Annotated in this window: 19 protein-coding genes; all 19 read right to left on the minus strand. The window is 37.2% G+C overall.

Annotated features, from left to right (window positions below; genetic code table 11):
• Positions 1-33 precede the first annotated feature (33 nt).
• Positions 34-1,347, minus strand: a complete 1,314-nt coding sequence (locus tag AB3G73_RS06505; RefSeq protein ID WP_004314912.1) for a UDP-glucose/GDP-mannose dehydrogenase family protein — start codon at positions 1,345-1,347, stop codon at positions 34-36.
• A 25-nt stretch (positions 1,348-1,372) separates the two neighbouring features.
• A complete protein-coding gene (locus tag AB3G73_RS06510) occupies positions 1,373-2,407 on the minus strand; it encodes an NAD-dependent epimerase (protein WP_117938030.1) in 1,035 nt (344 codons plus the stop codon).
• A gap of 204 nt (positions 2,408-2,611) precedes the next feature.
• A complete protein-coding gene (locus AB3G73_RS06515) occupies positions 2,612-3,739 on the minus strand; it encodes a glycosyltransferase family 4 protein (protein WP_004303669.1) in 1,128 nt (375 codons plus the stop codon).
• A gap of 11 nt (positions 3,740-3,750) precedes the next feature.
• Positions 3,751-4,296 (minus strand): serine O-acetyltransferase, encoded by a 546-nt coding sequence (locus tag AB3G73_RS06520; RefSeq protein WP_004303670.1) that lies wholly within the window; start codon positions 4,294-4,296, stop codon positions 3,751-3,753.
• Entirely contained in the window at positions 4,283-5,380 is a 1,098-nt protein-coding gene (locus AB3G73_RS06525) for a glycosyltransferase family 4 protein (protein ID WP_367743854.1), read from the minus strand. The genes AB3G73_RS06520 and AB3G73_RS06525 overlap by 14 nt, the downstream gene beginning before the upstream one ends.
• Before the next feature lie 94 nt (positions 5,381-5,474).
• Entirely contained in the window at positions 5,475-6,578 is a 1,104-nt protein-coding gene (locus tag AB3G73_RS06530) for a glycoside hydrolase family 99-like domain-containing protein (RefSeq protein WP_367743858.1), read from the minus strand.
• Positions 6,579-6,650: 72 nt separating this feature from the next.
• A complete protein-coding gene (locus tag AB3G73_RS06535; RefSeq protein WP_367743863.1) occupies positions 6,651-7,958 on the minus strand; it encodes a hypothetical protein in 1,308 nt (435 codons plus the stop codon).
• Positions 7,959-7,986: 28 nt separating this feature from the next.
• A complete protein-coding gene (locus tag AB3G73_RS06540) occupies positions 7,987-9,126 on the minus strand; it encodes a polysaccharide pyruvyl transferase family protein (protein WP_342989426.1) in 1,140 nt (379 codons plus the stop codon).
• Positions 9,127-9,130: 4 nt separating this feature from the next.
• A complete protein-coding gene (locus AB3G73_RS06545; RefSeq protein WP_367743870.1) occupies positions 9,131-10,099 on the minus strand; it encodes a Coenzyme F420 hydrogenase/dehydrogenase, beta subunit C-terminal domain in 969 nt (322 codons plus the stop codon).
• Positions 10,083-11,633 (minus strand): oligosaccharide flippase family protein, encoded by a 1,551-nt coding sequence (locus tag AB3G73_RS06550; protein ID WP_367743872.1) that lies wholly within the window; start codon positions 11,631-11,633, stop codon positions 10,083-10,085. The genes AB3G73_RS06545 and AB3G73_RS06550 overlap by 17 nt, the downstream gene beginning before the upstream one ends.
• A 79-nt stretch (positions 11,634-11,712) precedes the next feature.
• The gene (rfbB, locus tag AB3G73_RS06555; RefSeq protein ID WP_342989429.1) at positions 11,713-12,786 is read right to left on the minus strand and encodes a dTDP-glucose 4,6-dehydratase; all 1,074 of its coding nucleotides are present in this window, start codon (positions 12,784-12,786) and stop codon (positions 11,713-11,715) included.
• A gap of 7 nt (positions 12,787-12,793) precedes the next feature.
• Positions 12,794-13,660, minus strand: a complete 867-nt coding sequence (rfbD, locus tag AB3G73_RS06560) for a dTDP-4-dehydrorhamnose reductase (RefSeq protein ID WP_342998957.1) — start codon at positions 13,658-13,660, stop codon at positions 12,794-12,796.
• A gap of 5 nt (positions 13,661-13,665) precedes the next feature.
• A complete protein-coding gene (gene rfbC, locus AB3G73_RS06565; protein ID WP_367743875.1) occupies positions 13,666-14,235 on the minus strand; it encodes a dTDP-4-dehydrorhamnose 3,5-epimerase in 570 nt (189 codons plus the stop codon).
• A gap of 49 nt (positions 14,236-14,284) precedes the next feature.
• A complete protein-coding gene (rfbA, locus tag AB3G73_RS06570; RefSeq protein ID WP_342988869.1) occupies positions 14,285-15,172 on the minus strand; it encodes a glucose-1-phosphate thymidylyltransferase RfbA in 888 nt (295 codons plus the stop codon).
• A 72-nt stretch (positions 15,173-15,244) separates the two neighbouring features.
• Entirely contained in the window at positions 15,245-15,811 is a 567-nt protein-coding gene (locus AB3G73_RS06575; protein ID WP_342999055.1) for a UpxY family transcription antiterminator, read from the minus strand.
• A gap of 351 nt (positions 15,812-16,162) precedes the next feature.
• On the minus strand, positions 16,163-17,110 hold the full coding sequence (locus tag AB3G73_RS06580) for a site-specific integrase (protein ID WP_148367519.1): 948 nt from the start codon (positions 17,108-17,110) through the stop codon (positions 16,163-16,165).
• 284 nt (positions 17,111-17,394) lie between these two features.
• Complete coding sequence (carB, locus tag AB3G73_RS06585) at positions 17,395-20,622, minus strand: carbamoyl-phosphate synthase (glutamine-hydrolyzing) large subunit (RefSeq protein ID WP_367743878.1); 3,228 nt, start codon at positions 20,620-20,622, stop codon at positions 17,395-17,397.
• Between the two features lie 9 nt (positions 20,623-20,631).
• Complete coding sequence (gene carA, locus AB3G73_RS06590; protein WP_074558392.1) at positions 20,632-21,780, minus strand: glutamine-hydrolyzing carbamoyl-phosphate synthase small subunit; 1,149 nt, start codon at positions 21,778-21,780, stop codon at positions 20,632-20,634.
• A 27-nt stretch (positions 21,781-21,807) separates the two neighbouring features.
• Positions 21,808-23,691, minus strand: coding sequence for an amidophosphoribosyltransferase (locus AB3G73_RS06595; protein WP_148367523.1), 1,884 nt, complete (start codon positions 23,689-23,691; stop codon positions 21,808-21,810).
• Positions 23,692-23,729: the final 38 nt, after the last annotated feature.

Genomic DNA, 23,729 nt, shown 5'->3' on the forward strand with positions numbered 1-23,729 from the left:
CCTCAGTTTAAAGTGGAATTAAAACGAAAAGTATTACCTTCCTATACAATAATAAGTAACCCCTTTTTCCATCATTTCTACCGGGTCATATATATTACGTCCATCAATGATTACAGGGCTATTCATTGTGCGCTTCAAAACACCCCAACTTGGCAAGCGAAATTGTTTCCATTCCGTTAACAACAATAAAGCATCGGCATTTAATACTGCATCATACATATCTTTCGCATAAGTAACTCCTTCACCGACACGGCGTTTACATTCATCCATTGCTACAGGGTCAAATACCTGAACTTTACAACCTGCTTTAATTAGCTGATTAATAGTGATTAACGCTGTTGCTTCACGCATATCATCAGTTTCTGGTTTAAATGCTAATCCCCAAATTGCAATAACTTTCCCATGAAGTTCACCATTGTAATGCTTACAAAGTTTATTAAACACAATATGTTTTTGATTTTCATTTACTTCTTCTACAGCTTTCAACACTCTCATTTCATAGCCTCTATTTTCAGCAGTCTTAACTAGAGCTTTCACATCTTTAGGGAAACAACTACCGCCATATCCACACCCAGGATATAAAAATTTACTACCAATACGTGTATCCGCTCCAATACCTTTTCGCACCATGTTCACATCTGCCCCTACTAATTCACACAAGTTCGCTATATCATTCATAAATGAAATACGTGTAGCTAACATACTATTTGCTGCATACTTTATCATTTCTGCAGAAGGTATATCCGTAAAGATTACTCGGAAATTATTCAGCATAACAGGGCGATACAAACGACTCATAAGCTCCTTCGCCTTTTCGGACTCTATTCCCACTACCACACGATCTGGTCTCATGAAATCCTGAATAGCAGCACCTTCCTTCAGAAATTCCGGATTTGAAGCTACATCAAACTCAATATCAACTCCTCTTTTCTCTAACTCTTCGTGAATAGCCTTTTTTACCTTTTGAGCTGTACCTACAGGTACGGTGGATTTGGTGACAAGCAATACATATTTGTTTATATTACGCCCTACAGTACGTGCTACTTCCAGAACATAAGTTAAGTCTGCGCTTCCATCTTCATCCGGAGGCGTTCCCACAGCACTAAAAACGATGTCTACATTATCCAAACAAGTTTTTAAATCTGTTGTAAAGTTTAGTCTACCTTCCCTGTGATTACGTAATACCATTTCATCTAACCCAGGTTCATAGATTGGAATTTGACCATCTAACAGGCTTTTGATTTTCTCTTCGTTAACATCGACACACGTTACATTTACCCCCATTTCAGCGAAGCAAGTTCCACTTACTAAGCCAACATATCCAGTTCCTACAACTGCTATATTCATAATTAAAAATTTTAGATAACAATGATTATTTTAAAGGATTTTTCTCTGACTTATACCATTGTATGAATTTTGCGACCCCATCGTGTAATGTAACCATTGGTTCATAGCCAATTTCCCTTTTCAACATGGAGGTATCAGCATTAGTCTGATACACATCTCCAGGCTGCATGGGTAAGAATATTTTTTCAGCTTCATGGCCCATGGCAGATTCTATTTCATGGATAAAATCCATCAATTTTACAGGATGTGAACATCCTATATTGTATATTTTATATGCTACTCCATTCGAGCTTTTCTGTGTTACCGGAACATGATCCAGTGTCCGTATTGTACCTTCAACAATATCATCAATATATGTAAAATCACGAATCATATTTCCATTATTGAAAACCTTTATCTGTTCTCCATTTGAAATAGCTCTAGCAAATAACATAGGAGCCATATCAGGACGTCCCCATGGACCATAAACAGTAAAGAAACGAAGTCCAGTCACAGCAAGGCCATACAGTTTACTATAACTATGTGCCATCAATTCATTACTTTTTTTAGTTGCAGCATACAAACTAACTGGAGTATCCACTTTGTCTTCCTCAGAATACGGTACTTTCGAATTTAGACCATATACGGAACTAGAAGATGCAAACACCAAATGTTTCACCTCATAATGACGACAACATTCCAATACATTCAAGAAACCAGCCAAATTACTTTGTAAATAAGCATATGGATTTGTAATAGAATATCTCACTCCAGCTTGCGCAGCTAAGTTTACAACCTTTTCAAAATGTTCCCTTTCAAAAAGTTCTTCCATGGCATGCCGGTCATCAATAGACATCCGTATAAATCTACAAGTCTCATACCTAGAGCTTTGTATCGGTTGATTCCATACAAATTCATCATTCAACATGATACCCATTTCCGATAATCGGCCATATTTCAATCGGACGTCATAATAGTTGTTTATACTATCAATCCCCACTACCTCATCGCCTCTAGATGCCAATACACCCATTAATTTAGACCCAATAAAGCCTGCAGCACCTGTTACTAAAATTTTCATAAATCACAAATTGTTTAATCTATCAATTCTATCATTCTTGCTTTCATTTCAGAGTAATATGCAAATCTATATTTACATATAAAAGGCTGTCGCTCGTCTGTAATGACAGCAAGTATGTCAGTATTCAGTACAGGAGAATAATCTCTCTACTAAATATTTCACCAATAAGTATGTAGGATTTATAATACCTAACAATTATTTCAATTAACTTGTAAACTTTACATTAAATAGGAAATCATACTCTTCTTTCAGTTTCTCCAATACAATTTCATCCGTATAGTTTGATAAAACTCGATTATAAGAATTATATGAAAACTGTTCTATCAAATCATTATCTATAATGTACTTTATTTTATTTACGAAGCATTTCACATCTAATTTCTCAACAATAAGTGAATCATTTTCTATAACACTTCTATTAAATCCTTGTGAAGTCGTTATAGGAATCAATCCCCACGCCATAGCTTCAGTTAAAGCATTAGAATGGCCTTCTCGTGGCTCTTTTGACGGAAAAATATAAAAACTTTTATCTACTAAATGTTTTTTCAATTCTTTATGATTACAAGCAGGAAGAATATTTATACGAGATTCTAAGTTACTTTCTTTAATTTTATTTTTAATATAATCTGTATAGAATTGACTTTCGCTATTTCCAATAATTTCTAAATAAACATTATTATACTCTTTCGCCAATAGAATAAAAGTATTAATAACAATATCGGTATTCTTCGTTTTAGATAATCGTCCAAAATACATCAAATTAATTTTATCTTTCGGCTTTTGAGGATACTGCTGAGGGTAAAAATCACCTTGAACATAATTAGGGTAATAGAAGATTCTCTTATTGGTATCTATTTTCTTTATTAGAGAAAAATTTTCTTTCCCTTGAGAAAATATTTCGTCACTTCTCCTTATAGCTCTTTTAAAAAAGAATTTATATAGGAAATGCCCTTCTTCATAATATTTATTAGCACCTCCACCTCTCATTTCATAAATGACTTTATAATGAAGTACTTTAGCAATGGCGATTAATAAATATTCAAAATATATCATTATACCATAAAAGCCAGCAATATGAACTATAGCTCCCTTTCTTTGTCCATTTATTAAAGTCTTTGCAAACAAAAAAATATTTGAGATTATTTTAAATAACAACTCAATAGAGTTAATTAATGAATGATCATTAACCCTTATATATTTAGGGATTAGAACAATATCATAATTGAGTTTTTTCAATAGAGCAAGAGTTCTTCTATTACCTACTTCCCCGCCTCCGAATGGTATTTTACTCCAATCCCCAAAATTTGCAAAAAAATAAATACGATTTTTCACTTAGTACTACACTATTTATACTTAATAATTTTAGCAGGAACCCCACCCACAATACAATTATCAGGAATGTCATCAATCACCACAGCTCCTGCAGCAATAGTTACATTACTACCAATTCTAACCGGACCAAGTATTGTCGCACCAGTTCCTACATAACAATTATCTCCCATAATAATTGTACCTTTTTCACCTGGCCTTTTTTTACCAAATAAAACTAGAGGCAATAAAGTACAATTATCTCCTCCCCTAACCATTATATCAACACGCCTAAATCCAGGATGCATTATTTGTAATCCTGCTCCCAAAGTATTTGGGAATATGCAGATATTCGTTTTTACTACATACCTTCTATACATGATAAAATAATAGCTATATTGCAAAAAATTATACCAATGTCTATTATTTAAATAATATTCGTAATAGCGTAGTAATCTTAGATATCGATGAATTATATAATTCTCACTATATGTTATTTTTTGTAGAAACGGATAACATAAAGGATTACGTTTTTTATCTTCTTTAAGATAACGTTTAAGTTCTAACCTACTCTGTATCATTGTGACTAAATGCATTAAAATAACCTTCTGCACAATGACGCATGGAGAAATTATTCTCAAAATATTCTTCTAAATGAATTCTGTTAAAATACTTTTCATCATCAAATGCTCTTTTCAAAGTATAATAAAAGTCATCTGCATCAAAACTTTTAGAAACATATCCATTAGATTCACTATTGATTACATCAGGTATTCCACCTGCTGGTGTACATATTGGTATAACGCCACAAGAGATCGCTTCCAATAATGAAATTGGGAGTCCTTCAAATAAAGATGATAACACAAAAAAATCAGCCTGTAACAGATAATCACCAACATTATTTTTTGCACCTAGCCAATATATTCCTTTTTGCGCATTATTGAGAATATGTATATTTTCTTCCGAATCATACGCTGTACCAATTAATATCAAAATACCATGATTTCCCTCATTTAAGAAACGGTTGAATGTATCTACTAACAACTTTTGATTCTTTGCTTTAGCACACCGAGCTACATGTACGAAGATCTTATCATCATCATGTATCTTTAGCTCATTCAACTCAATAGTCACTTTATCATAATCAGTTGTTTGCTGGAGTCTTGATCGCCCATTCACTATGTTTATAGCGTTATCCATATTGTATAGTTTCTTATATGAATCAAGACACAACTGCGAGATAGTCACCGGCTGCACTTTCTTTTTATAAAACCATTTATATATGAATTTTAGATTTTTATTGATTAAACATCTCTCAGCAAGATTATGTATAGTATGAAAATATCTTATACCAGGCAATAATATTGCGGGTAAAAATAATGTAATCAGATTTGCATGAGAATGTACTATATCAGGCTTTTCTTCTTTTATAATTTTCAAGATACGCCAGATTGATTTTACCCCTAATCCACTCTTACACTTTAGATTTATATATTTTATTCTAGCACTAATCTCATTCTTATAATATGAGTTTTCCAAAATTGAGTCATCATCTGTAGTACATAAGACTAATTCATTATTTCTAGATAATTCATTAGATAGGTCTATTACTAACCTTTCAGCTCCAGCAGCTGCAGTAGAATAATGTAGTTCCAATATTTTCATATTATTATATCACAAGTTATCAATAGATTAAACAAAAGGAAGTTATGCGTCAATAACATCGTTATTCTATTAAATTCCGTTTGTACAAAAAGTATCACACTCCAATAGACTCTTTTAAAGCATCCAAATACCCATGTCCAAACTTCAAATCTGGTTCTACATAATTTCCCTCTGCCCATTCATTCCAAGATCTCAAAAATAGAATTTTATGTTCGTCCTGTTTCTTTGAAATTATCTCTAATGCTGTTTTTATATGTTCTTCAAAAAGAGCAGGAGTAGAATCAGTATAAATTACTGCACGACGCCCTCCTCGTGGTGATCTATCCCAATTAGGAATGATTGATGGATATACATCTTCCCGATAATCATAAGATGTATAAAAATTAGAAATAATATCACTATATTTATATTTATCAAGAGGGGTATAATTAGGAAAAACTTGACGTAACTTATGCTGAAGTAACTTACTCCAACGTCCCTTACATTGTTCCTCCGCATGCCACAAATTTGAAGGAGCTAATGCGTCAAAACCTAAATCAAAGATCTTTTGATACCTATCAACAGCTGCATTTTGGAGCCCGACAAAATGTATTCCTGACAGTCCATTTTTTTTTGCTAAATTCTGCCATATATTAATAAAGTGTTTTGCATCAGGTAAAGCTTCGGGATCGTATATCAAAAACATAGGTTTTCCATCCACAGCGATATATCTTTTATCCTTAAACGCAGGTAATACATTATCAAAATGCTTTACAATATCCTCATCACCAGGATATTCTTGTATCATCAAATCTAAATTCTTATGTTTTTGGGCATCACTATTCCACGTCCTACGCGTCCAACTATGATTAGCCCATCCCAAACAAAATGGGAAATCAGGTTTTCCTAACGATAAAACTTCATTAAAAGGACGTTCAAGTATCTGCTTACCATTACCAAACCAATAATGCCAATACATAAATCCCTCTATCCCTGCCTCACGTGCCATATCCGCTTGCGCTTCTCTAACCTCAGGCATCCTTAAATCATAGTAGCCTAAATCCGCAGGAACTCGTGGCTGATAATGTCCTTTAAACAAGGGTTTAGCTTTTCCTACATTTGTCCACTCCGTAAAACCCTTTCCCCACCATTCGTCATTTTCCTTAATTGGATGAAATTGAGGGAGGTAAAATGCAATAACTCTTGCTTTTGTAATCATATCTTATATATTAACACTTAATAAATTTTAGTAAAATAATAATATATACATATTTCTGATAAACTAAATAGCTTACTCAAATCTATGTTTTCTACCTATAAATATTTTCGACTCCATTAATAATAGCGTATAGAAAATAATAAAATATTTCATATAACCATATTCTCCTGTAATAGCTGAATAAGCAATGTAATAAACAGCTAATGTAATCACAAACAATGTTACATTAACATTCTTGTTCATTCTATATGCACCCCTAAATAACCAAACAAATGTAATGACCCACACACACAAGCCTACTATACCACTATTACAAAGTACAACGAAAATAAGAGACTCGAAAGCTAATAAAACAGGGTGAAGATCATGAATAGACATGTAATAACCACACCATTCATATCCCTTTCCAAAAATTAAACAATCCTGTATTTCCCTGAAGCAACCATTCAGTTGCTCCATACGCATATCAATAGAAGAACCTTCCACATTCGTTTGGCGACTATCTTTAATAAAAATTGAATCTATCGTTGCTGATAATTCTGGTATATTTTCAATAATAATATAACCAATAAATCCTATAACAGCGACATATATCATCGGTTTAATTCGATGTAACATTAATAGATAAAAGAAAACAGTCAGAAACATGGCACCTATCGGAGTACGAATGCCACAAAGAAAAATACAAACAATAATAAAAAACATCAATAAATATACAAATAATGGTTTTATTTTATCTTTCAAAGAATAAAGGTATACCATTGCTAAGCCTAAAAATAGACCGAAAATCATAGGGTGAGTGAACACCGATGATATTTTGATAATAAGCCGAGCCATTTGCTCACCAAATTGAGCCTCACGCAATTCTGCATTATTAATCTGTGCCATAAAATAGACATAAGGATTTAATCCATTCAAGGTCAACAAGAAAATTCCATATATAACGATGACAATAATTACAATAATCATACAGTTTCTACTATATCTAATGATTTTAGGATCATATCTAGACACATTCCACATAACTATTGGTAATACTAAATTAGTCATCATATTTGCACGCCATGAATTCAATGCAATATCTGTTGGAACAAACTCCTGAAAAGGCATCATAATAAGCATCATGGCATAGAAAAAAATAAATGGATAGAATGGACGCAAATCCAACCTAACTTTACCGTGATGTTTATAATAATCTATGACAAAAGCAATAAGAAGTAAAATATTCGCAAAATTCCAGCTCAGAGAAATCCCTAAAAAATTTATATTAAAATATGGAACCAAAAAAAAGTAAGCGAGATACAAAACCAGACCTATTCGCAACTTTACGAAAAAAACCACAAGAATGATAATGGTTAACCAAGATTGAATAAATGCCATAGAGCGGATATTGTAATATAGGCTAAAATTAGTCCAAGCTTTTATATTTTGTAACTATTCTCTCTACTATAGCATCTGCTTCCTTTTCACTGATATCATTTATCATGGCTGTACTATCATAAATGCCATTTGCTTCAAATGCTCCTTGAAATTTATAACTATATGCTAACCCAAACAATGGTACTCCTGTATACATAGCTGCAAAATTAGCATGCATACGTGTACCAATAAAAAACTTCATTTGAGATATAATAAACTTTATTTGGGGCGAAATCAAATCTTGATCAATAAGTATAATATTGCTCTTATCATGCAATTTAGAATAGACATCACGTGCAGCTTCCAAATCGTCATTTGCAACTTCTACTTTCTGATAATTATATGAATGAGGTATTAAATAAATCGCAATATTCTTCTGTTGGAAATAAACAATAAGTTTATTTATGAGATATGGATACGTAGAGAATTGCCCTGAAAGAGTTCTAAATTTATTGCTATAAGCCAATCCGCTTATATTAATACCTATTGCATTAGCCTTAATTTCAATGTTAAAAGGTTCCGGTTTCATATAGTATGACAAATCCCTCGTTTGTTCATACTTCAATCCCATTGCCTCCAAATCAGAAGCATATTTATTATCACGAACAAAAATTTGACTAGCGTAACAAAGTATACGGTCAGCTATAACTTTATTCTTGCTCTCTCTAAATGGTCCTAATGTTTGAGGAAGAATAATAACAGGAATATTAAATTTCATTGCTAAATTGATATCAGGCAACCGATTGAGAAAAGAGGTAGTATTATAAATATCTGAAAAGCCATCTCCTCCATTAATTGCAGCAACGTACTCGACTTGCTTTATCATTCGTCCTAAATTAGTAAAAGGTAAACAAATATGCAAATATTTAAACAACAAAGCTTCTACAAAAAAAACATTAACCGTTAAATATTCCCATTTCACACCTGCTATATCAATCTTTTGAATATTAGTTCCCCTATTTTTTGATTTAAAAAGATTTTTCACAAAACGAAAATTTAGAATTTTCGTCTCCTTTGATAACAATTCTCTCTCATTCAAGAAAGAAAGTGAGCCATAGCTTAAAGCTGCTGTTCCTCTATTATTATCTCTAAAATTAAGTCCTGAAATGATAATATATGGTTTCATCATATTTTTATTTAACAATTTTATAAACAATTCGAATTATAAGCATATGAAATCTAAGCATGAATGGAGATAATGTCATGATTTTCTTATATAATATATTATTCCCCATTTTTGATAATATATTATTAAACTTTTTTTCTAGCGATGCTTTATCTTTGGCCATTATAGTATGTCCTTGAGCTTCTATATAGTCTTCCACAGAAGAATCTATTAGCTGCAATAACGACTTATTTTTCATTTCTTCAATAAAAGCTAATCCCTTCTCTGTATTGATTAAAAACATTGTATGACCTATTTTGTCACTAATTTTATATTTTCCCAACCAAGGATCTGCTAATGATACATCCGCCTTATAGCTAATATCTTCTTTGCACATGAGGCAACGTTTGGGACGGAATAATTTTGACTGATGCATTAATCTCCAAGGATTAGTATAATTATTTTTATATATTTTTTTACCATCAAACAATTCTATTTGTATCCCACTTGGCCACCCATTTCCCCTATATTGCATATTAATCACCTGACTTTTATCAATACCCATATACCGATAACAAAGCCATGTTCCCTCAAGAGTAGTTTGTCCTGAACAACAGAATGATATAATAAAATTATTAATATTATTCCTATCCAACACGGACCGTATTCCTTGAACTTGACAAGGCATACAAGTCACTATAATACCATTTTTAATACTCGATATATTCTCTTTTAAAAAAGAGAATATATCGATATCTTGATAAACACTACCACAGATATTTATTTCATTAAAGTCATATATCAATTTTGGAATATAGCCGCACTTTTCTTTATCATAAACAAAAGTCATAGAGGTATCATATTCAGACGTTGAAAGGAGATATTTAATGATAGATGTTCCTATACCGCCCGAAGATGCTTTATAACGAATAAGGTCATCTGTCGAATATCCGATATAATAAGCCAATGCTTTATTTATATTAGAATTTTCTCTCATATCTCTTATTAAATTTATTCTTGATATATGTTATAAAAAACGTGCGTTCATCCTTAGACATTCCACTGAAAAATATAAAGATACATGTAGCTACCAATGACACTAAGGAAAGTATTATAAAACGTTCTAATCCTTGCGTCATGAAACTAATTATAATATATGGAGATATCAATGAAAATATAGAAACCAATATAACCCTTACTATAACATCCTTAAAAAATATTCGTATAGACAACCCTATAATCCTATGTAGCATTATTAAACGAACAACAAGGCAAAGAATAGAAATAAAAATAGTTGCATAATAGCAATATGCTGGCTCAAATCCCATTTTAAAAAGACCATATGAAAGCGGAAATGCCATCAAAGCTAATCCTCCCACAATTATTTGGTAATTCCGTATGTTGCCAGTGGCTAACATTGCAGTAAATAAAGTATTTGAGAGAGATTGACATAGCATATATATCAAAGATAACTGTACAAAAATAACTGTATATTTTGGTGTATTTTTCAGCCAACATGCAAGTATATATTCTGTTTCGAAAAGAATGGGTATTACCATAATCAACAAAAGATAAAAAGAATAACGCGAACCAGTCATTACAAGTTTCATCATATATTCTCTATTTCCAGATGCATAAGATTTTGTTATTTGCGGATTAAGTGCCATAACAAAATTGCTTACAAACTGATTTAAAGCATTATCAACTTGTGTCGTAATTCCTCTAGCCGCATTAACTGCTACACCAAAGAATATATTTAAAAGAATATTAATTCCATAGTTAGTCAAAACGACCGATGAAGACCCAATTATATTCCAGCCAGAGAATCCTAAAATTTGTTTATAATAAAAACGTTCTTTTACTAATTTGAATTTACATTCAATAAAATTTTTCGAACAATACACCCCATAAATCATACGAATAGCTAAAGAAACCAGCAACATTAAAGCTCCATATATTATCAACTTATCAAAAGTGGATAATATCAATAGATAAACGATGAGTAATTTCAGAATAGACTCTATTAAAGTGATATAAGCAAAAGCAGCCATCCGCTCATGTGCAATTATAGTTGAATTATATGGAATGCTAATAATATTAACAACAAATGTTATTAATGAAAACTGAAACACCCAGTTAGCAGCCGTTAATCTTGATATAGGGATATTCATTTGATTATTCAAAAAATATACACCTACGCTCTCTGCAAGTACGATTATAACGAGTGCTATAATTATATGTATTAATACAGCTGTCGAGAAAATCTCCTGACTATGATTTTCATCTTTTTTTCCTAATTCATATGTAATGAAGCGTTGTGTAGACGATGTTAATGTAGCACTAATTAAAGCGAACATTCCAACAAATCCACCTACAACATTATAAATTCCAAAATCATTTATACCTAGAACTTCTAAAATCATACGTGAAGTATACAAACTTATGGCCATTGTTATGAATGTCCGAATATAAAGAAGTAATGTATTCTTCGCTATACGTTTAGAATTATTTTGTGTAATATTTTCAGTCAAAATAAAAATTTATCCGTTAATTATTAATGTTTATAGAAAACTTTAATAATTCATTTTTGCCAATATAAAAATGCTCTTATTAAAGAGATTTATCATCTCTGTCATTGTCTTTTTGATAATCTCCACTTGTTACATTATCCATCCACTCCTGATTATCCAAATACCATCTAACAGTTTTCTCTATCCCCTCTTCAAACTGTAAACTTGGTTCCCAACCTAATTCATTCTTCAGCTTATTCGAATCAATTGCATAGCGTAAATCATGTCCTTTACGATCTGTTACATAAGTAATCAAATGATCTGAAGTACCCTCCGGATTACCTAACAAACGATCAACTGTCTTTATGATAACTTTTATAAGATCAATATTCGTCCATTCATTAAAACCACCAATATTATAGGTTTCAGCCGTTTTCCCGTTATGGAAAATTAAATCTATCGCCCTAGCATGGTCCACAACATACAACCAGTCTCTTACATTTTCTCCCTTACCATACACCGGCAAGGGTTTGCCCTGACGAATATTATTTATAAACAATGGGATCAGTTTCTCCGGAAATTGATAAGGACCATAATTATTAGAGCAGTTTGTCACAATAGTAGGCATACCATAAGTATCATGGAAAGCCCTCACAAAATGATCACTACCTGCCTTGCTAGCTGAATAAGGACTATGGGGCTGGTATTTAGTCTCCTCCGTAAAGAAGGTGCCATCGAATTCCAAAGCGCCATAAACCTCATCTGTAGAAATATGATAAAAACGCTTACCTTCGTAACATTCAGGAAGATATTCCCAAGTTAACCGGGCAGCCTGTAATAAAGAAAGGGTACCGATGACATTAGTGTGAGCAAAAGCAAATGGATCTTTTATACTACGGTCTACATGACTTTCAGCAGCCAGGTGAATAACTCCATCAATACGATACTGCTTGAAGAGTTCCAACATTTTATCAAAGTCACAGATATCAGCCTTTACAAAGGTATAGTTAGGTTGATTCTCAACATCTTTCAGGTTAGCCAGATTACCGGCATAAGTCAGTTTATCCAAGTTAATAATGTGATATTCAGGATATGCGTTAACAAACAAACGCACTACGTGCGATCCGATGAAGCCTGCTCCACCTGTAATCAATATATTTCGTGTGAAATTCATGTCTATTTTAATAAGCTGATTGTTGTTTCAATTCATGTATACATTTCTGCAGAGAATCTTTCCAATAAGGAACAGTGATTCCAAAAGTAGATTTCACCTTTGTTTTATCCAGTACAGAAAAATGAGGACGTTTTACCTTACTGGGAAATTCATCGCTGTGACAAGGTTGAATATCGCACACATTGCCACTCAAGTCACAGATTTCCTTCGCAAAGTCATACCATGAACACACACCTTCATTACTAAAATGGTAGATGCCTTCTTTATAGAGTTGATTCTCCTCAATCACTTGATAGATAACAGATGCCAAGTCTCCGGCATAAGTGGGAGTACCAACCTGATCAAAGACTACTTTCAAGGTATCTTTATCAGCTGTGAGTTGTCGCATTGTTTTTACGAAGTTCTTCCCATAAGGGGAATAAAGCCAGGCGGTGCGAAAGATAAGATAATGACAGCCGGTTTCCTGTACGCTACGCTCACCGGCCAGCTTCGTTTTACCATATACACCCAAAGGATTAGTTTCCCAATCTTCCCTGCAAGGGATATTTCTGTCTCCCTGAAAAACATAATCAGTAGAGACATGTATTAAAGTAGCATCAGCTTCTTTTGCTACAACAGCCAGATTCTCCACTGCCTTATTATTCAATAAATCAGCAGTCGCGAAATCATCTTCCGCCTTATCTACATTTGTATAGGCAGCACAATTAACGATGACATGAATTTGGTTGTCATTGACCATTTTACGGATAGAATCACGACTGGTTATATCCAACTCTGCCACATCGGTAAAAAGATATTGGTTGGAGCTGGTTGACGACACACGGCGCATCTCATTGCCAAGCTGACCGTTAGCTCCTGTCACTAGAATATTCATTGAGCTTAATACAGATTTTCGTTATAATCAAATAACCAGCCGGCTTCTTCCAGACATTCGTGATGTTGGTCTTTCCCGGAAAGGATTATTTTATCAGCAGAAACCTTCCAGTCGATTTTCAACGCGGGATCATCCCAAGCCAGGGCACCTTCACATTGAGGAGCATAGAAGTTGTCACATTTATATTGAAAAATAACCTCTTCCGTCAGGACAACAAAGCCATGGGCAAATCCACGAGGAATAAAGAACTGACGGTGGTTTTCTTCAGTCAATTCCACTGATACATGCTCTCCAAATGTTGGTGAGCCTTTACGGATATCGACAGCCACATCAAGGACAGAGCCTTTAATGACACGTACCAGTTTACTCTGGGCATAAGGTGGTTTCTGAAAATGAAGACCACGTAAAACACCATAGCTGGATTTACTTTCATTATCCTGGACAAAATCTACCTTACGGACCTTTTCTGTAAATTCACGTTGAGAGAAGGATTCGAAAAAGTAACCACGGTCATCTTTAAAAAGCCGGGGTTCAATGATGACAACGCCCTCAATAGCAGTTTTGATTATTTCCACTGTGATTAGTGTTTATTAGTTATTTAGATTACCGGAAAGGAAGATGGCATTATTCCAGTCCCAGTTCATTTATTACTTTTAAAAGGTACTGGCCATATTGGTTCTTTAGCATGGGCTTGGCCAGTTCACGCATTTTATCCGCTGTTATCCAGCCATGACGCAGGGCAATACCTTCAAGACACGCGACTTTCAATCCCTGACGTTTTTCAATCACTTCAATAAAAGTGCTGGCTTCGGAAAGAGAATCGTGCGTGCCGGTATCAAGCCAGGCAAAACCACGGCCTAATAGTTGAACCTTTAATTGGTGGTCATTGAGAAATTCCTGATTAACGGTAGTGATTTCTAACTCTCCACGGGGAGAAGGTTGTATATGTTTGGCTACATCCACCACCTTATTGGGGTAGAAATAGAGTCCCACTACAGCGTAGTTAGATTTTGGATTTTCTGGTTTTTCTTCGATACTCAAAACATTTCCATCCTTGTCAAAGTCAGCAACTCCATAACGTTCGGGATCGGCAACCCAATAACCGAATACGGTTGCTTTCTGCTCTTCCTCGACTGTACGGACAGCCTCCTGCAACATGCGGGTAAAGCTTTGACCATAGAAGATATTATCACCTAATACCAGACAGACGGAATCATTGCCGATGAAGTCTTCACCGATAATAAAGGCTTGTGCCAGACCGTCCGGAGAGGGTTGTTCGGCATATTCAAACCGTACTCCATAGTCGAAGCCATCGCCTAAGAGACGCTTGAAGCCCGGAAGATCATAAGGAGTGGAAATAATCAGGATCTCACGGATTCCAGCCAACATAAGGACTGAAATCGGATAATAAATCATGGGCTTGTCAAAGATGGGAAGCAACTGCTTACTCACTCCTTTAGTGATAGGATACAGACGAGTGCCTGAACCACCGGCTAAAACTATTCCTTTCATAAAAGCTTATTTCAATTTTAGAAAATAAGTAAGCTGTTTTGAGATGGACACAAAGTAGCTTTTATTCTGTGTTTATTTAAACAGTTCCACATACCCAACCGGCATATCCGCACAAGCACACCCCAGCATATTTAACCGGACAGCAATCTTACTCCTGCCATCCACCATAACAAGCTCTCCTACAAGACCAGTCAAAGGACCTTTGACAACACGTACTTTTTCACCACGTGCCAAAGGAGCGCTATTCATACAGATTGCCTTTTCGGAATAGTCGAGCATAAAACGGAAACGGGCCATTTGTTCATCAGGAATGATAGTCGGACTGCTCTCACCGCGCATTACCATATACCGACTAACTGTAGAAAAGGAAAGAACCTCTTTACGTTCTTTAGGATCAGCATGTACAAAGACCATCATGGGAAGCAGCACGGATTCAACCACTTTACGGCGGTCGCTCCATTGATGTACTTCTTGCTGGACCGGTACAAAATTTTCAATCCCCATTTTGTCTAAACGTTCGGCTACCTTCTTCTCATGATGCATACGGACCAGAGCGACATACCAGCGTTTAGAGTGTGCTACGCCTTCCCCTGTCCCAATTTTAGGCCCAGCACTTAAAGTTTCTTTCGTTAGAATCATACTTTTTTACCCCTTAAGTTTCCGTTACTTCTTAGGTAACGGAAATTATTCGGTGCAAATATAGACAAAATTGTTAATAACATACAAGCAAAATTCCTTTTTTTTCTCTTTTTATTTAAATATACAGTAAAAATGTATCGGGACATGAAACATTCCTATTTCATGTTCTATGAATTCGACTGCCTATACTTTTCAAATATCTCTGTATATCAGGCAAAATGTATCTAAACTCCCTTGTTCGTACGTATTTCTTCTTCTTTTTGTGGTAGGTGTCCAGTACTCTATAATTTCCGTTACCTAAGAAGTAACAGCTGCGTATTTAGACTGGTTATCAAAGACTTAATATCCTTTTCAAAGAATTCCCCTATAATTCCTGACGTAAGAATAATTCAGTCGATTTACTTTGGTACGCTCATTCAAATCAAAGCCTTTCAAGTAAATTTGTGTTGTCTTAATAGATTTATGCCCCAATGACTCGCTAATCATTTCGATAGGTACTCCCCTGTATTTAGCGGTAGTTGCCCAGGAATGGCGAAATGTATAAGAAGTTACGGATGAATGAATACGCAGTTTCTTGGCTAAACTCTTCAAATCATTATTAAAACGACGCAGTGTGGATTGATATTCTATATATGCCGCTTCTCCATCCCGTTTATTCTTTCCACTTAATATATAAAAAAGATAATCCGGATGCTCGGGAAGAACAACAGAATGCGTATTACGAAGCCGGGAAACAATACATGAAGCCGATTCTAAGATTTCTATACTCATTGGAGTTCCCGTCTTGACACGGTTGTACTTCAATATATTCCCCTCCAAATTCGACTTTTCCAAATGAGCAAGATCGGCGAAAGGCATTCCGCAGAATAAAAATAACAAATTAGCGATGGCTTGCGTCCGGCGAAGTTTTTCGGACTGCGGATCTTTATAAAGCAGCGTGTGTAATTCATTTATAGGAATTGCTTTTTTCTGACGAGTATCTACTCCGGTAAAGACATCACGAAACAAGCGATGAATATAAGGAGCCTGATGAGTATCTACTCCCTTATTGTATATGCAACGTAACATTCGCATATAAGTGGAAATCGTGTTCAACTTCAAGCGGCAGGACATCAGATAACTGCTATACCGCTTCAAATTCTCACGAGTAATCAAACTGAATGACACACATTCTGTTCCACAAAATATGGTGAAAGAGCGAAGTGCATTCTCATAAACATGCGCTGTGGCATAACGCCCTTCCTGACGCAAACAATTTATATAATTATTTGCACATACGGTAAATCCGTCTTTTCTCATAATTTACTTTCTATATTAATTGATTAAAATAAGTTTGATATTACGAGAAATAGAACGAATTTACAACAAAGAAGGTGATTTACGGTCGTTTTCTTATAAAGTTTTTAGTAACCTATACGATTTAATACTAAATTTAGCTATTCCTCGCCGGAAAATTATAGTAGAAAAGGAATGACGGAGAAATTACATTTCTACAACAAAGGCCGCTCCCGAATATCAGGAACGGCCTTAACATTTTCATTTCAATGTGATGTCAGCCTCTTTTCAAAAAGATGACATTCTGCTTATTTATACTCTACCCAGCTCTTGATAGCTATATCATCCACACTCATCGTACAGAAGGCATTGATAAATGCACTAGCCAGACGGGCATTTGTAATCAACGGTATATTCAAGTCAATGGCAGCACGACGGATTTTATACCCATTACTTAATTCTCCAGCTGTCAGATTCTTCGGGATATTGACTACCATATCGATTTCCTTGCGATGAAGCATTTCCAATGCCTGCGGATGCCCCTCCTCACTCGGCCAATAGACATGAGTACTCTCGATTCCATTCTCTGCAAGCGTTTTGTGTGTACCACCCGTTGCAAAGAGTTTGTATCCCTTATTCACCAACATACGGGCCGCATCCATCATATCAGCTTTCTGTTTCATTGTTCCCGTAGACAGCAGGATATTCTTCTTCGGAATACGATAGCCCACGGAAAGCATTGCTTTGAGTACGGCACAGGAAGTATCCATACCGATACAGCCCACTTCACCGGTAGAAGCCATATCTACCCCCAATACCGGATCGGCTTTCTGCAAGCGGTTAAAGGAGAACTGGGAAGCCTTGATTCCTACATAATCCAGTTCGAAGAGATTCTTTTCCGGTTTCTCCACAGGCAGACCGAGCATTACTTTCGTTGCCAGTTCGATAAAGTTGATCTTCAACACTTTGCTGACAAACGGGAAAGAACGGCTGGCACGGAGATTACATTCAATCACCTTGATATCATTGTCTTTCGCCAGATATTGAATATTAAACGGACCGGAGATATTCAAAGCCTTGGCAATCTCACGACTGATACGCTTAATACGGCGAACAGTTTCTACATATAACTTCTGTGGCGGAAACTGAATCGTTGCGTCACCGGAGTGTACTCCCGCAAATTCGATATGTTCACTAATAGCGTATGCCACGATTTCTCCATTCTGCGCCACCGCATCCATTTCCACTTCCTTGGCGTGTTCGATAAACTGGCTTACTACCACCGGATGTTTCTTCGATACATTGGCTGCCAGTTTCAAGAAACGTTCCAATTCTTCCTGATTAGAACAAACATTCATTGCAGCACCCGAAAGCACGTAAGACGGACGAACAAGTACGGGAAAACCGACTTCTTCAACAAACTCCTGAATGTCATCCATAGAAGTCAACTCACGCCAACGAGGCTGATCCACACCGATACGGTCGAGCATGGCAGAGAACTTCTCACGGTCCTCGGCATTGTCAATACTCTTGGCACTTGTACCAAGAATATGGATATTCTGTGCATCCAGACGTAAAGCAAGGTTGTTCGGAATCTGACCACCGGTAGATACAATCACGCCATGCGGATTCTCAAGTTCCAGAATATCCATCACACGCTCGAAGGTCAATTCGTCGAAGTACAAACGGTCGCACATATCGTAGTCCGTAGATACGGTTTCAGGATTATAGTTAATCATGACACTGCGCCATCCCTCTTTGCGAATGGTATTCAAAGCCTGTACGCCACACCAGTCAAATTCTACCGAAGACCCGATACGGTAAGCACCGGAACCCAGTACGACAATAGACTTATGATCTCCCCAATAATGCACATCATTTGCTACACCGCTATAAGTAAGATACAGATAATTGGTTTGTGCCGGATATTCGGCTGCCAACGTATCGATCTGTTTCACTACCGGAAGGATCCCCACACTCTTACGATAATTGCGAATATAAAGAATTCCGTCTTCCATGTCTCCCTCGTAGCCGACAGCACGGGCAATCTGGAAATCAGAAAAACCCTGAACTTTAGCTTTACGAAGCAATTCGTCCGGCAAATCGGCAATCTGTTTGTGGTTATTTCCCCAACTATGCAACTCTTCGGAAGTGTTCATGATATTCATCAACTTCTGCAAGAACCATTTATCAATCTTAGTCAATTCGTGCACCTGATCGATGGTGTAGCCGGCACGAAACGCTTTCGAGATCACGAAAATACGTTTATCGGTCGGTTCACGCAAGGCTTTGTCAATGTCGGAGATAACCAATTCTTTGTTCTCCACAAAACCATGCATTCCCTGTCCGATCATACGAAGCCCTTTCTGAATCGCTTCTTCAAAAGTGCGTCCGATAGCCATTACTTCACCCACAGATTTCATGGAAGAACCCAGTTCTTTATCAACCCCGTGGAATTTACCTAAATCCCAACGAGGAATCTTACATACGACATAATCCAATGCCGGTTCGAAGAAAGCAGAAGTAGTCTTGGTTACAGAGTTCTTCAGATCGAAGAGTCCATAACCCAATCCCAATTTGGCAGCAACGAAAGCCAGCGGATAACCGGTTGCTTTGGATGCCAAAGCGGAAGAACGGGAAAGACGGGCGTTCACTTCAATAACCCGATAATCTTCGGATTCGGGATCGAAGGCATATTGTACATTACATTCACCCACAATACCAACATGGCGGATGATACGTATAGCCAACTCGCGAAGTTTATGGTATTCTTTATTCGTAAGCGTTTGGGATGGAGCAATAACAATAGATTCACCAGTATGAATACCCAGCGGATCGAAGTTCTCCATATTACAAACGGTGATACAGTTGTCAAAGCGGTCACGCACCACTTCATATTCCACTTCTTTCCAACCACGCAGTGATTTTTCCACCAATACCTGCGGAGAGAAAGAGAATGCTTTTTCTACAAGAAGATCCAGTTGTTCTTCATTATCACAAAAACCGGAACCCAAGCCACCCAATGCATAAGCCGCACGAACAATTACCGGATAACCCAGCTCTTTCGCTGCACGACGAGCATCTTCCGCATTTTCTACGGCCTCACTCTTAATGGTCTTTACATTGATTTCATTTAATTTCTGAACGAAAAGTTCACGATCTTCGGTATCCATAATAGCTTGTACCGGAGTGCCGAGCACCTTTACATTATATTTTTCAAGGATGCCTTCCTTATATAAAGCCACTCCACAATTTAAAGCCGTCTGTCCACCGAATGCCAGCATGATACCTTCCGGCTTTTCTTTTTGAATCACTTTCTCTACGAAATATGGAGTCACCGGAAGGAAGTAAATCTGATCCGCCACTCCTTCAGATGTCTGTACCGTAGCAATATTGGGATTAATAAGAATGGTTTCAATACCTTCTTCTTTCAAGGCTTTGAGTGCCTGCGAACCGGAATAGTCGAACTCACCGGCCTCACCGATTTTCAGGGCACCGGAACCCAACAGCAATACTTTCTTTATATTTTCTTTCATGATTGTCGGTTATTTTAGCAGGTTTACAAATTCATCGAACAGGAATTCCGTATCTGTAGGTCCGCTCGCCGCTTCCGGATGGAATTGTGCAGAAAACCAAGGATTCTTTTTATGTTTGATTCCCTCATTGGATCCATCGTTCATATTGATGAACAACGGCTCCCAGTCTGCACTCAACGTATTATTATCTACAGCATAACCGTGGTTTTGTGAAGTAATAAAACAACGCTCCGTACCTACCATACGCACCGGCTGGTTATGGCTACGATGTCCGTATTTCAATTTATAAATTTTGGCTCCGCCTGCTTTTGAAAGCAACTGGTTTCCCATACAGATACCGAAAATAGGCAATTTCTCGTTTGCCATCGCCTTGCGAATATTCTGCACCGCAGCATCACAAGTATCCGGGTCGCCCGGTCCGTTGGAGATAAATAACCCGTCAAATTCGAGTCCGTTGTAATCATAATCCCAAGGCACACGGATAACTTCCACACCACGTTTCAGCAGACAACGAATAATATTTGTCTTTACACCGCAATCTACCAGGATAACCTTCTTAAATTGAGAATTGAAAGTTGAGAATTGAGAATTAAGCTGCGCATAGGAGCTATTTATGGAGAAAGTTTGTGAAGTTCCGGCAGGAAGATAGCAAATAATCTCTTTGCAAGATACACGATCTACATAATTGACGCCTGCGTATGCTGCTTCAGGCACATTATCCGGCTCATCATCGAAAACGATTTTCCCCATCATTACTCCATGTTCACGAAGAACCTTAGTCAGCTCGCGCGTATCGATGCCTGTGATGCCGGGAATTTGCTCGCGTTTCAGCCAGTCGCCGAGACTTTCCACTGCGTTCCAATGGCTGTATTCATAAGAATAGTCACTTACGATAATCGCTTCCGCATGGATTTTCTCACTTTCCATGAAAGTGGCAAGTCCATTCGGTTCGATGGTAAAAGGAGGAACACCGTAATTGCCTACCAAAGGATAGGTAAGCGTCATCAACTGTCCGGCATAGGAAGGATCAGTAAGGCTCTCCGGATATCCGGTCATGGCAGTATTAAAAACTACTTCGCCTGCCACCGGCTTCTCGTAGCCAAACGACTTACCGGAAAACCGGCTCCCGTCGTCAAGGATTAATGTCACATTTCTCATTCTTATTATTGAATCGTTGTATGGTTGTTAGAATTGATACATTTGTTCTATGTAGTCGATGAATGCCCGGTTCACCATTTTTACCCCTCCCGGGGTAGGGTAATTGCCGCTAAAATACCAGTCGCCCTTATGATGCGGACAAGCCTCGTGCAGTCCTTCCAGCGGTTGATAGACGATTTCCACTTTCGCTTTTGTCCCCTTGGGCGTCAGCAGTTCCACCATCTTGGCAGAGATTTCCTCATCGGTGAACGGAGCATAGATATCCTTCACATAGTTTACCATCTGCTCTTTCGGCAGTCCCACCTGATCTTTCGATTTACGGTAGGCAGCCGCAATCACATCTTTCATATCCCGCTCCTTTAACAGTTCGACAGCAGCCCTGAAAGCGATAAACTCGCTCATCTTTGCCATATCAATACCGTAATAATCAGGGTAACGCACTTGTGGAGAAGAAGATACTATCACAATCTTCTTCGGACCCAAACGATCGAGAATACCGATGATACTTTGCTTCAGCGTAGTACCACGCACAATGCTGTCGTCAATAATCACCAGATTATCGACACCGGGTACCAGACTTCCGTATGTGATATCATACACATGGGCAGCCAAATCATTACGACTGTTTCCTTCGGCAATGAACGTACGGAGTTTGATGTCCTTGATTGCCACCTTTTCGCTACGAATACGACGGGAAAGAATAATTTCCAGTTCATCCATATTCGGATGATGCCCCAATGCGGCGATTTGCTGCACTTTCTCCTCATTCAAATAATCGTCCAGTCCCTGCAACATTCCGTAGAAAGCAACCTCCGCAGTGTTGGGAATAAAAGAGAAAACCGTATGATCGATGTCGTTATTGATCGCTTTCAAAATTCTCGGAACCAACTTTTCACCCAACCGTTTCCTTTCCTTATAAATATCGACATCACTGCCACGGGAGAAATAGATACGTTCAAAAGAACAAGCATGATTCTCGCGCGGCTTGTTAATTTGCGAAGTACGGATTTTACCTTCTTTGCTGATTAACAATGCTTGCCCCGGTTGCAATTCTTTGATTTCCTCAAACGGAACATTCAAAGCAGTCTGGATCACCGGACGTTCGGAAGCAAGAACAGCTATCTCATCATCCCGATACCAGAATGCAGGCCGGATTCCCCACGGGTCGCGGATGGCGAAAGACTCACCGCTTCCGGTCAATCCGCAGATCACGTATCCCCCATCCCATTCGCGGCTGGAAGTACGCAACACGTTTGCCAAATCAATATATTCTTCTATATAATGAGTGATTCCCATGCCCGTAAGCCCCTCGGCTTCAGCAAGATTGAATACACGCTCCACTTCACGGTCAAGACGGTGTCCCACCTGCTCCAACATAATATATGTATCGGCATATTTACGCGGATGCTGACCGATGGCAGTGATACGGGCAAATATCTCATCTACATTCGTCATATTGAAATTTCCGCAGAGAGCCAGATTCTTGGCGCGCCAGTTATTTCTTCTTAAAAATGGATGCACATAAGAGATTCCGGATTTTCCCGTCGTGGAATAACGAAGATGTCCCATATATACTTCACCGGCAAAAGGTAAAGTTCGTTTGGCATACGCTGCATCGTGCAACTGTTCAGGAGTGAGATCCTTAAAATTGTTTTGAACGTTTTCAAAGATTTCCGTAATGGCTCCGGAACCTAAAGCGCGTTCACGAAACATATATTCTTCGCCCGGATTTGCTTCCAGTTTCACACATGCCAGTCCCGCACCTTCCTGTCCACGATTATGTTGCTTCTCCATCAACAGGTAGAGTTTATTAAGACCGTACATCCATGTCCCGTACTTTTTCTCGTAATACTCCAACGGTTTGAGCAAACGTATCATGGCAACGCCACATTCATGTTTCAATTGTTCCATCTATACTATTTACAATTTGACGATTTACTATTTACGAT

The organism is Bacteroides sp. L008, assembly GCF_040812255.1.
Classification (GTDB): domain Bacteria; phylum Bacteroidota; class Bacteroidia; order Bacteroidales; family Bacteroidaceae; genus Bacteroides; species Bacteroides vicugnae.